The organism is Paraburkholderia sp. Tr-20389 (assembly GCF_017104565.1).
Classification (GTDB): domain Bacteria; phylum Pseudomonadota; class Gammaproteobacteria; order Burkholderiales; family Burkholderiaceae; genus Paraburkholderia.
Genome location: NZ_JAAGPD010000001.1, coordinates 880,174 through 892,369 on the forward strand (window position 1 = coordinate 880,174; position 12,196 = coordinate 892,369).

Below are 12,196 nucleotides of genomic sequence, written 5' to 3' on the forward strand. Positions count from 1 at the left end.
AAAGTGCACCATCGTATCGAGCAATTTGTAGTGTTTGTTAATGTATTTTCGCGATTTTTTGGTCGCATAACCTAAGCAACGGACGTGCACGTCAACAGACGCTCGCGCGATGAAGTCATCGACCGGCTTGTGCAGAAGGCCCCGCCACTTCCCCATCGACGAGACGCCATACGCCCAACGGATTGCCTTCCTTCACCGCATCCGGAAGCAGCCCTTCAGGCAGATCCTGATAGCAGACGGGACGCAGGAAACGGTCGATTGCCGTCGCCCCCACCGACGTGAACATTGCATTCGACGTCGATGGGAACGGGCCGCCATGAACCATCGCGTGGCACACTTCGACACCCGTCGGGAAGCCATTGGCCAGAATGCGGCCGGCCTTCCGTTCGAGCACCGGCAACAGGCGCTGTGCGTCGGCATGATCTGCTGCGTCGATCTGAAGCGTCACGGTGAGCTGTCCTTCGATGTGCTCCGCGATCGCGATCAACTCATTGAGATCACGAGCGCGAACCACAACGGATGCCGGCCCGAACATCTCGGCCTCCAGTTCGGGGGACGCGAGCAGGCGCTGCGCGTCGGTCACATAGAGCGCCGCCTGTGCGGAATTCGCACGCTCACCTGCCGATTGACCCTGCGCGACGATCGTCACGCCCTGTACGGCGTCGACGTTCTTCGTTCCGGCGCAATACGCTTCGAAGATGCCGGGCGTCAGCATCGTCTGCGCGGGCTTCCCGGTCAACGCCTCGCCCGCTGCCTTCACGAAACGTTCGAGACCCGGCCCGTCGATGGCAAGTACAACGCCGGGGTTCGTGCAGAACTGGCCCGCTCCCATCGTCAGAGAATCGACGAACGCACCGCCGATCGCTTCAGCACGGTTTTCGAGCGCTGACGGAAACAGGAATACCGGGTTGATGCTGCTCATCTCCGCATAGACGGGGATCGGCTCCGGGCGAGCGTTCGCGATGCGCATCAACGCAAGCCCGCCCTGCCGCGAGCCCGTGAAGCCGACTGCCTTGATGACGGGGTGAGACACGAGCGCTTCGCCGAGCGTGCGACCCGCGCCGAACAGCAGCGAGAAAGTGCCTTCGGGCAAGCCGTTTTCCTTCACGGCTTTCTGGATAGCGCAGCCAACGAGCTTCGACGTGCCCAGATGTGCGCCATGCGCCTTGACGACGACGGGCGCGCCGGCCGCCAACGCCGATGCCGTGTCGCCTCCCGCAACCGAAAACGCCAACGGAAAATTGCTCGCGCCGAATACGGCGACGGGACCGAGCGGTACTTTCGCAAGCCGCAGATCCGCGCGCGGCAAAGGTTGACGCGCGGGCTGCGCGTGATCGATCGTCGCGCCGAGAAAGTGTCCGTCGTGCACGACTTTGGCAAACAAACGCAACTGTCCAACCGTGCGTGCACGTTCTCCTTGCAGGCGCTGCAGCGGCAAACCCGTCTCCGCGTGTGCGCGCTCGATCAGTTCATCGCCCAGGTCCAGAATGTTATCGGCGATCGCTTCGAGAAATGCCGCGCGCTTTGCAAGCGGCACATTGCGATAACTATCGAAAGCCTGCTGTGCCAGCGAAGTCGCGCGCTCGACCTCCGCTGCGCCACCCATGCCGAAGACCGGCTCCGCGATCTCCGAATTGCTTGCGGGATTGAATGCCCGCTGTTCGCCCTCGTTCCCGCGCACTGCAGAAAAGCCGATGAGCATGTCGCCCGTGATAGTCATGCTGATTTCCTGAACGTGTTCAATGAAGTTGTTGTGCCATGCGCAATTCGATTTCGGCTGCCTCTTCGCCCACATTGACCCAGCCGCTTTCAAAGCCAATTCAACGTTGGCTGAACGACGGAAGGCGGATAGACACACCACGAGCCGTCGTCGTGGCGAAAGAACACAATCGCGAACGTTCCGGACGTGCGCGCCACTTCGACTCTGACGACTCGCCACGGCATCGACTTCGACCGGTCCGGCCGCGTGACCCGGAAATGCCCGCCGTTCCCAAACCAGTCCTTGATGAGGACACGAAGGGATTTGCACTGACTGCTCATACGCTTCTCCGTGCTGTCTCGCTCCATTCGATGTCTTGTCATCATCGTGCGGTGTGTCGGCGCCGTCCATTGAAGTTAAAGTCCAACGACTTAACCGGAACGTTAAAGCGCTATCGATGCAAGGTATCGCGCCGCGCCAAGGGTTTGAACAGTCGACTCCACGCGATGCTGACGAGCACCGTCGCGCATCCGCCGAGCACCACCGAGCCGATCGCGCCGAATGCCGTCGCCGTGACGCCGGATTCGAATTCACCCAGTTGATTGCTCGCGCCGATGAAGAGCGTGTTCACGGCCGCGACCCGTCCACGCATAGGGTCCGGTGTTTCGAGCTGAATCAGCGTCTGCCGCACGATCACACTGATCGTGTCGGCGCCGCCGGAAATTGCCAGCAGCAACAGCGATAGCGGAAACGAGCGTGACACGCCGAATGCGACGATCGCGATTCCATAGACGGCAACCGCAACGAGCAGCTTCTTGCCGACACCGCTCACCATGGCACGCCGCGACAGCATCAGACCCACACACAGCGCGCCCACGGCGGGCGCGGAGCGCAGCAAGCCCAGACCTTGCGGCCCGACGTGAAGAATCTCTTTCGCGTAGACAGGCAGCAATGCCGTCGCACCGCCGAACAGCACCGCGAACAGATCGAGCGAGATGCCGCCTAGCAGCAGCGGATTGCTCCACACGAAGCGCACGCCGGCGAGCACGGTCTCGGCCGTGACGGGCTCGCGTGGCGGCGCAACGTAGTCGTAGCGGATCAGCGCGTACATCACGGCGCTCACGCAGAACACTGCAGCGCAGGTCAGATAGAGCGCGTTGACGCCCGTCGCAAACAAAAGGCCGCCCAGCGCCGGCCCGGCGATCACACACACCTGCTGCACCACCGTGCTGAGCGCCATCGCGCGCGCGAGCAAGGTCTGCGGAACGAGCATCGGCAGCAACGCCTGCTGCCCCGACATCTGAAACGGGCGGATCGCACCAAGCACGAGCGAGAGCCCGAGCAACAGGTCGCGTGTCACGACGTGCGTCATCGTCGATACGGCCAGCAGCGCGGCCGTGACGGCCTGGGCCGCAAGACAGACCGCAACGATCTGTCCGCGATGCATGCGATCGGCGCAATGGCCTGCTACGAACGTCGTCGCGAGCCCCGGAATGAACTGGAAGAGTCCGACGAGACCGAGATACCAGGCACTCCCCGTCAGGTCGTACATATGCCAGCTGATCGCGAGCATCAGCATCTGCTGCGCCGTGATGGAGCCGGCGCGCGCTATCAGGAAGCGCGTCAACGATGCATGCTGCAGCAAGGGCGCCGTGCCGGCGCGCGCGTCGATCGCCGCCGACGATGAATCGTTGAGACGCGTCATGACGATTGCCTGCCTTCCGCGTCGTGGACGTGCACGTGAGTGTCGAAGATTCTTGTTGGCATAAAACAGATACTGCGGAAGGCAGGCTATGAGAATGCCGCAATCATCGGCATCCGCGCACAAGCCGTCTATTGAATAAAAACGCGCACGTCTTAACCGTCCGGTTATAGCGGCGTGCAGACCGGCTTACGACTCGTCGTGATATCGACCCGCATCCGCTTCGAGAATGGGAGCGCTCTGCAAGGCCCGCGGCGGCACGTCGTCGGACGGCTGCTCGTGTCCGCTCATGTTGACTTTCGGCGCCCATTTCCGCTGCAACAAGACCACGGTACTGGCGGCACCGAGCAACAGAAAACCGAAAATGGCCAGCATCGGCAGCGTGTAGCTGTGTCCCACATGAAGCAACCAGCCGGACAGACTCGCCGAAACGCCGCCCGCGAGACTCGTCGCAACCTGCTGCAAGCCCGTATTCAAACCCACCGCCTGCTTCGGAATCAGCGTGAGCTTGACGAGCGCGAGGTTGTTCGCGGTGACGAGACCCAACAGAGACAAAGAGACGACGTTCCAGAACAACGCCATCTGCGGCGAGCGTGTAAAAGCGCCGATCAGCACCGTCGTGCCGCCGATGAACCCCGCCACGATGAACGATTTGCGCACGACGACAGCGTCGTGTCCGCGTGCGATCAGGCGGTCCGCTGCGAGCCCTGCGAACGCCGCCACGATCGCAATGCCAATGAAACTGAAGAACGTATAGAGCCCCGACTGCCGCAGCGAAAGCCCGCGCTGTTCGACCAGATACGCGGGCATCCACGTCATGCAGTAGAACGCGAAATAGCTGTAGCAGAAGTTGGTGATCAAACCGCCCCACACCACGGGACTCGACAGCAGATTTCCCAGCGGCACGGCAGCGGCTCGCCGTTTCCGTGCCGCAAGTTCAGCCTTCGACGGATAGTCGTTGTCGAGCATCAGCTGCCACGGCATCAGCCACACCAGTCCGGCGAGCCCGGTGACGATGAACATCGCTTTCCATGAACTGACGGCGATCAGCCACGCCGCGATCGGCGCCCCGAGCGCCGGCCCCATCTTCCCGCCGATCGAATAGATGCCGAGCGCTGTGCCCTTACGCGTTTCGTCGAAGTTGTTCGCGAGATAACGATAGGTGGCGGGGACCACCACCGCTTCGGCGACGCCGATCAGCAGACGCACGAAAATCAGCGCGGACAGCGTCGTGACCATGCCCGTTGCCGCCGCCGCGAGACACCACAGCAGGAAACAGATCGAGTAAGGCCACTTCACGCCATAGCGGTCGACCAGCCAGCCCATCGGCATCTGCAACAAACCGTAGGACCAGAACATCGCGGAGCCGAGCCAGCCGCGCTCGACGTGCGTCAGCGCGAACTCCTGCACGAAATGATGATCGGCGAGCGCAGCCGACATGCTCGTCCGGTCCACGAAGGAAATCATCAGCCCGAGCGCGAGCAGCACGAGAATGCCCCAGCGATTCTCCGCCCGCGCCGCCCTGCTTCGGGTGATCTCCATCTGCGTGTCTCCGATGATTGTTCTGTTTTCTCCGGCGCGATCTTGCGTCGCTCAACCGAGACTGCCCGTCACATCGTCGAACAGTTCGTCGACGGACAGGCGGCGCGGAATGATCTTCTGATCGAGCGCCCAGTCGATTGCCAGTTGCAGGCCCTTGCGATTCGCTTCCGGTCCGACCGGCGGAAAGATGGCCGGCACGCCTTCGGCGAGCGAGCGGCTCTCGACGATCATCCGGTACAGCTCGCGCACCACATCGGGCCGCTCCTTCGACAGATTCTCGTGCACCACGAACATGTGGTTGATCGGGACCACGCCCGTGCGCGCGAACCAGTCTTTCGCGGCGGCATGCGCATCGGGGACCAGCGTGCGCACGCGTTCGTCCTTCGGCATGTCTTCGCCGAGCAGCGCGGCCGTCAATTCGCCGTCGAGCATCATCTGCGGAATCGACGAACCTGCCGGCAGACGCTGACAGTTCGACGGATCGCGGTACTCGGCAAGGTGCCCGTCGCCGAGCGTCATCCACGTGACCTTGTCGAGATCGACGCCGTATTCATGGCGCAGAATGCCCCGAATCCACAGTGCCGTGGTTTGCGTATAGGTGCGCACGCCGACCTTCTTGCCTTCGATATCCTTCGGATCGAGGTGCCCGAAGTCGAGGTTGTAGCCCGCGCAGTGATGCTGGAAGCGGCCTGAGATCGGCGTCGGCAGCAGCACATAGGGCTTGCCGTACGCCTTGGCCTGAAGGAACGTGACGATCGCCAGTTCGCCCGCGTCGAACCTGTTCTCGCGCACCATCGCCTTGAAGCCGTTGTGCGCCGGGGTCGGTCCGCAGAAGTCCAGCGTCACCACGTCGGAGCTTACGCGCCCGTCGCGCATCGCCTTCGTCACGGCGTATTCGGCCAGATTGGTGCGCAGCGTCGGCACGCCAGTCAGCGTCGTTGTCATGCTTGTCTCTCCGTATGCTTTTGTATCTTGTCGAACGAATTACAACCGGACCTCGATCAGGCACGGACCCGGCTCGCGCGTCGAATCGACCATCGCTTTGTGGAAGTCTTCCGCCGTCTCCACCGCGATGCCCGGCACGCCCATGCTCTTCGCCATCGCCAGCCAGTCGATGCGCGGCTTGTCGATGTCGATCATCGACAGCGCGCGTTCACCGGGCGTGCCCGCGCCCATGTTGGCGTACTCGGCCTTGAGAATCGCGTAGCTGTTGTTGGCGAAGACGATGGTCGTGACGTTCAGGTTTTCGCGCGCCTGGGTCCATAGCGATTGAATCGTGTACATCGCGCTGCCGTCGCCGACCATGCAGAACACGCGCCGGTCGGGACACGCGAGCGCAGCGCCCGTCGCGACGGGCGTCGAATAACCGATCGAGCCGCCCATGTTGTTGATGAGGTCGTGCGGCAGCGCGCCCATCGTCAGACTCATCGACTCGCGGCCCGTCGTCAGCGATTCATCGACCACGATGCAGTGCTCGGGCAAGGCTGCCGCCAGCGCGTGGGCGATGCTCGTCGGGTTGAGTGCGCCCGTCGGCACGGCTGTCTCGATGCGCGGCTGCACGAGCGGTGCCGTGCCCGCAGCGCCGAGCGCCTGCAACAGCATGTCGAATGCGAGTTCGCTGTCTTCGTCGGACTCGACGAGCGGATGCACCAGCGTGCCCTCCGCCTTCAGCAAGCTCGGCTTGTCCGGGTACGCGAAGAACGCGACGGGCTCGGTCGTCTCGACCGTGACGATGTGCTTGTAGTCCTTCAGAAATGCCGTGGCCTGCGCGACCGCGTATGGAATGCGCGCAATCGGCACACGCCCGGCGCCGCGCTCGATACGCGCCGTGAAGAACTGCGAGCCGAGCCGCGCACCCGTCGCCGCCGCGATGCGGCCGGCTTTGTCGAGGGCCGCGCCGCGCGTCGCCTTGTTCGCGAGGATGATCAGCGTCGGCTCGCCCGAGCGCAGCACTTGTGCGACGTGTTCGATGCGCGCGGCGCTGGGCGTCTTGCGACGCGCATCGACAGGCGGCGGCAATACGCGCGCCGCGCCCGCCTGTTGCCACGAGGTATCGCCGGGCAGGATCAAGGTGGCGATCTGCCCCGGATGCTCGCTGGCTTTGGCCACGGCCTGCGCGGTATCCCACGCGATCGTATCGGCCGATCCGGCGCGGCGCACCCAGTGGCTCAGCGGCCGCGCAAGACCCTCGATGTCCGACGTGAGCGGCGGATCGTACTTCAGATGCGACACCGAATGCTCGCCGACCACATTGACCATGCCCGACGACGCGCGCTTCGCATTGTGAATATTCGCGAGACCGTTCGCGAGTCCCGGCCCCAGGTGCAGCAGCGTCGAGGCGGGTTTGTCCTTCATCCGGTAGAAGCCGTCGGCTGCGCCCGTCGCCACGCCTTCGAACAGGCACAGTACGCTGCGCATCTTCGGGTTGTCGCCCAGCGCGGCGAGGAAATGCATCTCCGACGTGCCGGGATTCGCAAAGCAGATGTCGACGCCCTGCTCGACCAGCGTCGCGACGAGACTTTCGGCGCCGTTCATCAGTAGCCCGCCATGTCGCGCGCGAGACCGACCACGCCGTAGGTGCGTTGCGGCGCCGACATCAGATAGCGATAACCCTCTTCCATCAGTCGTCGATGGTTCTTTGCCGTGACGTGCGGATGACCGACGACCACGTTGTGCTTCTTGCAGGTCTCGACGATCCGGCGCATCGCATCGAGGACTTCAGGGTGTTCGTACTGGCGCGGAAAGCCCAGTTCCTGGCTGAGGTCGCCTTCGCCGATCAGGATGAAGCCGATGCCGGGTACATTAGCGAGGATGTCGTCGAGGTTCTCGATTGCCTGCGTGCTCTCGCACATCAGGCCGACGAGAATCTCGCCCTGCGGCGCGAGCGGCCACACATCGGCCTTTTCGTAATACTCCTGCATCGACAGGCCCCAGTAGCGCGCCGCATTCGCGGGACCATCGCCGCGCACACCCTTCGGCTCGTACAGCGGCGCACTCTTCGGCCGCGCATAACGGCACGACGCGACGGCGTTATAGGCCTGCTCGACGGTCGCGACGTGCGGCCAGATCACGCCATACGCGCCGCGATCGAGCACCTGCTTCGCGAAGCTCTGGTTCATCTCGACACCGTTGGCGGGAATGCGCGCGATCGGCGTCACCTTCGTTTCCACCGATGCCGTCTCGACGATCTGCTTGCGGCTGAGCATGTATTGCAGCGCGTCGCCGAGTGCGCTCACGTCGTACGGGTTGTGCTCCATCTCGAAGACGATGCCGTCATACGGCGAATCGCTCATTTCGATGGCAGTCTGCTTGTCGAGCTTGGCGAACGCAGCATGCGCGGCCTTGCCCGATTCGAACGCGCGGATGATGCTGTTGAGGCGTATGTTGGACATGTTGATCTCTCGTTCTCACTGCGCGGCGGCGCTTTGGTTGGCCGCGCACGCGGTTGGCAATGTTCGGTGCGATTCCCGTCAGCTCAGCGCGGGATACAGCTTCTGTGCGGTCTTGCCGAAGATCCACGCGCGGTCTTCTTCGCCGAGACAGGCGACCCCTTCTTCGGCTGTCGCAAGAATCTCCTCGAGCGTTCCCGTCGAGGTCGGAAAGTTCGAACCCCAGGCCATGCGCTGGGCGCCGAAGGCTTCGACGACGCGCGGGAAGAAGGTCTCTGCACTCGCCTTCTCCTTCTTCACGTCGCCGAAGATGCGCGGCGTGAGCTTGAGATAGATGTTCGGCAGATCGGCCAGTGCGAACAGGCCGGCGGCGTTCGCATACGGCGGCCCGTCGAGCACGTCGGGACGGCCGAGGTGATCGAGGATGATGTTCACACCCGGAAACTTCTCCGCCAGCATGCCCACCTGGGGCAAGCCGATCGGCCCGGTCTGGATGCACATCGGCAGCCTCAGTTCGGCCAGCATCTCCCATGCCTTGAATGACCTGGGATTGTCGAGTTCGCTCGGATCGAAGTCCTTGGTCGAGCCGCCCGTGAAGATGCGCAGCCCGGCAAGACCCTTGTCCGCCCAGCCTTTGATCACGGCCGGCACGTCGTCGGCCAGCATATCGACCGAACCCACCGCCACGAGACGGTCCTTGTACTGGTTGCAGCCGTCCACGACATAGCTGTTGTCGAAGCCATAGGTCGTCGACGAGTGCACGACGGCGGCCTTCGCGACGCCCGCTGCGTCCATTGCCTCGATCAGCGCTTCGACGGTATTGGGCCGCTCCTGAGACCAGTCCGAGCGCTTGCCGAACAGCGGCGCGGACGGGTAGCGCTTCTCATCGTCCGAGATGATGTGAGGATGAATGTCGATGAAGTTCATGATGTCCGTGCAGATCGCGTCTGCGTTACAGTCCCTTGGCTTTGAGGTGCGCGTCGAGGCGCGGATAGACGCGGCGCGCATTGCCCTCGAAGATCGCGTGACGATCGGCGTCGCTCAACGCGCTGCACGCGTCGATGTAACGCTTGGTGTCGTCGAAGTACTCGCCCGTGTCCGGGTCGCGGCCGCGCACGGCGCCGATCATTTCCGATCCGAACAGCACGTTGCTGGTCGGCACGACCTTGGTCAGCAGTTCGACGCCCGGATGGTGATAGACGCAGGTGTCGAAGAAGATGTTGTTCAGCAACCCTTCGAGCGGGCGCTTCGCCATCTCCAGCGACATGCCGCGATAACGGCCCCAGTGGTAAGGCACCGCGCCGCCGCCGTGCGGAATCACGAGGCGCAGCGTCGGGAAGTCCTTGAAGACATCGCCCTGCAGCAGTTGCATGAAGACCGACGTGTCGGCGTTCAGGTAGTGCGCGCCGGTGCCGTGATGACACGGGTTGCACGACGCCGCGACGTGGATCATCGCGGGCACGTCGAGATCGCACAGTGCTTCGTAGACGGGATACCACTCGCGATCCGTCATCGGCTTGCCGGTCCAGTAACCGCCGCTCGGATCGGGATTCAGATTGCAGCCTACAAAGCCCATCTCTTCGACACAGCGCCGCAGCTCGGCCACGGAGTTCTTCGGCGGCGCCAGCGGCGACTGCGGCAACTGGCAGACGGGCACGAAGTTGTCCGGGTAGATGTCGCAGACGCGGCGCACCAGGTTGTTCGACACTTCAGCCCATTCGAGGCTCGTGCGCTCGTTGCCAAGGTGATGGCTCATCAGGCCGGCGATCGGCGAGAACAGCGTGAGGTCGCCGCCGCGCTCTTTTTGCAGGCGCAACTGGCCATTGCCGACGCCTTCGCGAATAGCGTCGTCGCTGACGTGCGCGCCCGAGAGCGGCGGCGCGTTGGCGGGATCGTTAGCGGAGTCGATCTGCTTCGCGCGCCAGTCGCGGAAGGAAGCAGGGACGGTCGTGAAGTGACCGTGACAATCGATGATCATTTTTCTTCCGTCCTGATTCAAACGCGGGGATCGACGAACAGCTCGCTCATGGACATGCGCTTCGGCGTGAGGCCTTGCTTGAACGCGGTCGCTTCGAGTGCCTCGATCGTCTTGCGGTTCTCCTCGATGCCATAGGGCAGGGGATCATGTCCGACGATCTTCTGCAGCTCGATATACTTCTTGTTCTTCTTGTCGGTGAGTTCGCCTGCGTCGAGCTTCGCGAGCCAATCCTGCTTGGCTTTGTCGAATGCGTCGTAAATCGACTTCGCCACCCACGGATGCTCGGCCAGCACCGAATCCTTCACGACGATCGTGCCATGCATCGGATACACGCCCGTGCGTGCGTAGTACTCAGCTTCCAGTTCTTGCGCATTCGGGAAGAGATCCGGATAGTCGGCCTCGACTTCCTTCCAGCCGCCCGTCGGCGCGCCCGTGCGGCCGATGCCCGCGTTGCCGTGAAAGCCCGCTACCAGTTCGCCCTTCTCCATCATTTCCGCCAGCGAGCTGCCAGCCGGTGCGTGAATCACGTTCGGCGGCAGTTTCAGTTGCGTGACATGCTCTTCGTCATCGACGACCCAGGTCACCTTCGATGCATCGAGACCGAACTCGTCCATCAGCACCTGACGCGTCCATGCGCCCGTCGTCACCGAATACGCGCGCACGCCGACTTTCTTGCCTTCGAGGTCCTTGGGCGTCTTGATGCCCGCATCCGGACGCACCAGCAGACCCGAATGGTGAAAGCGACGTACCACGAAGATCGGCAGCGCGACGAACGGCGCGCCGTATGCACGGGCGATGATGTAGGTCGTCGGCGCCAGTTCGCATACGTCGAACTCGACATCGCGGACCATGCGGCGGAACGCGCCGATCTGCGGCTGGACGGTGACAAATTCCGCATCCACGCCTTCGATAGGAATGGAACCGTCGCGGATCGCAGCGGTATGCGGATGCTCGGCAATGGCGAGCTTGAGGTGCACTTTCTTGGTCAACGTAGTCTCCTTTGACTTGGACAATCGGATCGGCCTGTATGCCCTCTGCTTCATGCGTGCTGCTTGCAAGTTGCGTGGCTGTTCAGGCGATCTCGTTGACTGAATGATCTTTCTGCGCCCGTTTTCCGTCTATTGAATTAACCTGCGGGCGCGTTAACCATTCGGTAAAGGCTCGGTTGTGCCGGCGCGTGCCAACGCACGCCGGCAGCGGCGCTTTGCGATGTTCGATGCAGATGCTGTTCCAGACCGGCTCTGGATGCCGGAGGCGTTGACGCGTATCGCGCCAGAGAGCCTGGCCGGATCGATGAAGTGTGGAATCGACAGAAGAAAGCGGGCAGCCGCTCAAGCCGTCCAGGCCGCACTGTGTGCTCGCCGATGCAGTTGAGTCTCCGGTTATGTTGACTCAATAGATAAGGGAGATAAGGGCAAAACGCTGCCGCGCCGCCGCATGCAGCCTCGCGAAACCCGACAGCGCCAGTGCGGCCGGATCCGCACCGGCACAGTCAATCGTGTCTTAAACCGGGCAGTCCTTCCTGTACCAGTCAGCGACGCGCCGCTGCGCGTGGTGCAACGCACCAGGATAGACGTCTCCGTCGGTCACCGAGTTATAGCCGGCTGTCAGCAGCACATCGGCCTCAGTCGTCAACAGTGCATGCGTCGGCGCGGCGCCCTGTTTGAGCGCGGCAAGATCCTGGCATTGCCGGGGCGTGATATGGGCGCTCGACACACTGTCGGCAGATGGCGCGGCGCAAGCCGCCAGCAACGCGGGAAGAGTCAGACACGCAAGAATGATCTTCTTCATCATGGTCTCCGCTTCGAGAAAAACGGGTACTCCACGACGAAGTGTAGTGCGCAGAAACTGTCCAAAAGATGGCGGGAGGCTGACAAATCCGCCAT

General features: G+C 62.8%; 10 protein-coding genes. All 10 read right to left on the reverse strand.

All coding sequences use genetic code 11. The features are described from left to right. Positions 1-115: 115 nt before the first annotated feature. Positions 116-1,720, reverse strand: a complete 1,605-nt coding sequence (locus G3N95_RS03895) for an aldehyde dehydrogenase (NADP(+)) (protein WP_205968613.1) — start codon at positions 1,718-1,720, stop codon at positions 116-118. A gap of 430 nt (positions 1,721-2,150) precedes the next feature. Further along, positions 2,151-3,404: an MFS transporter gene (locus G3N95_RS03900; RefSeq protein ID WP_205968614.1), complete on the reverse strand. Its 1,254-nt coding sequence runs from the start codon at positions 3,402-3,404 to the stop codon at positions 2,151-2,153. A 186-nt stretch (positions 3,405-3,590) separates the two neighbouring features. Continuing rightward, the gene (locus G3N95_RS03905) at positions 3,591-4,943 is read right to left on the reverse strand and encodes an MFS transporter (RefSeq protein ID WP_205968615.1); all 1,353 of its coding nucleotides are present in this window, start codon (positions 4,941-4,943) and stop codon (positions 3,591-3,593) included. A 51-nt stretch (positions 4,944-4,994) separates the two neighbouring features. Beyond that, positions 4,995-5,888, reverse strand: coding sequence for a phosphate ABC transporter substrate-binding protein (locus G3N95_RS03910; RefSeq protein ID WP_205968616.1), 894 nt, complete (start codon positions 5,886-5,888; stop codon positions 4,995-4,997). A gap of 39 nt (positions 5,889-5,927) precedes the next feature. Then, entirely contained in the window at positions 5,928-7,478 is a 1,551-nt protein-coding gene (locus tag G3N95_RS03915) for an acetolactate synthase large subunit (protein WP_205968617.1), read from the reverse strand. Continuing rightward, complete coding sequence (locus tag G3N95_RS03920) at positions 7,478-8,335, reverse strand: aldolase/citrate lyase family protein (protein WP_205968618.1); 858 nt, start codon at positions 8,333-8,335, stop codon at positions 7,478-7,480. The genes G3N95_RS03915 and G3N95_RS03920 overlap by 1 nt, the downstream gene beginning before the upstream one ends. Before the next feature lie 78 nt (positions 8,336-8,413). After that, positions 8,414-9,259: an amidohydrolase family protein gene (locus G3N95_RS03925; protein ID WP_205968619.1), complete on the reverse strand. Its 846-nt coding sequence runs from the start codon at positions 9,257-9,259 to the stop codon at positions 8,414-8,416. A gap of 25 nt (positions 9,260-9,284) precedes the next feature. Next, complete coding sequence (locus tag G3N95_RS03930; RefSeq protein WP_205968620.1) at positions 9,285-10,310, reverse strand: amidohydrolase family protein; 1,026 nt, start codon at positions 10,308-10,310, stop codon at positions 9,285-9,287. Between the two features lie 17 nt (positions 10,311-10,327). Beyond that, the gene (locus G3N95_RS03935; RefSeq protein ID WP_205968621.1) at positions 10,328-11,299 is read right to left on the reverse strand and encodes an ABC transporter substrate-binding protein; all 972 of its coding nucleotides are present in this window, start codon (positions 11,297-11,299) and stop codon (positions 10,328-10,330) included. 514 nt (positions 11,300-11,813) lie between these two features. Beyond that, positions 11,814-12,104 carry a DUF4148 domain-containing protein gene (locus G3N95_RS03940; RefSeq protein ID WP_205968622.1) on the reverse strand — a complete coding sequence of 97 codons (291 nt, stop codon included), beginning with the start codon at positions 12,102-12,104 and terminating at the stop codon, positions 11,814-11,816. Positions 12,105-12,196: the final 92 nt, after the last annotated feature.

Bases quoted from the DNA above. Each gene is read 5' to 3' on its own strand.
- G3N95_RS03940 (WP_205968622.1), bottom strand. From the start codon at position 12,104: ATGATGAAGAAGATCATTCTTGCGTGTCTGACTCTTCCCGCGTTGCTG.
- G3N95_RS03915 (WP_205968617.1), bottom strand. From the start codon at position 7,478: ATGAACGGCGCCGAAAGTCTCGTCGCGACGCTGGTCGAGCAGGGCGTC.
- G3N95_RS03930 (WP_205968620.1), bottom strand. From the start codon at position 10,310: ATGATCATCGATTGTCACGGTCACTTCACGACCGTCCCTGCTTCCTTC.
- G3N95_RS03895 (WP_205968613.1), bottom strand. From the start codon at position 1,720: ATGACTATCACGGGCGACATGCTCATCGGCTTTTCTGCAGTGCGCGGG.
- G3N95_RS03900 (WP_205968614.1), bottom strand. From the start codon at position 3,404: ATGACGCGTCTCAACGATTCATCGTCGGCGGCGATCGACGCGCGCGCC.
- G3N95_RS03910 (WP_205968616.1), bottom strand. From the start codon at position 5,888: ATGACAACGACGCTGACTGGCGTGCCGACGCTGCGCACCAATCTGGCC.
- G3N95_RS03905 (WP_205968615.1), bottom strand. From the start codon at position 4,943: ATGGAGATCACCCGAAGCAGGGCGGCGCGGGCGGAGAATCGCTGGGGC.
- G3N95_RS03920 (WP_205968618.1), bottom strand. From the start codon at position 8,335: ATGTCCAACATACGCCTCAACAGCATCATCCGCGCGTTCGAATCGGGC.
- G3N95_RS03925 (WP_205968619.1), bottom strand. From the start codon at position 9,259: ATGAACTTCATCGACATTCATCCTCACATCATCTCGGACGATGAGAAG.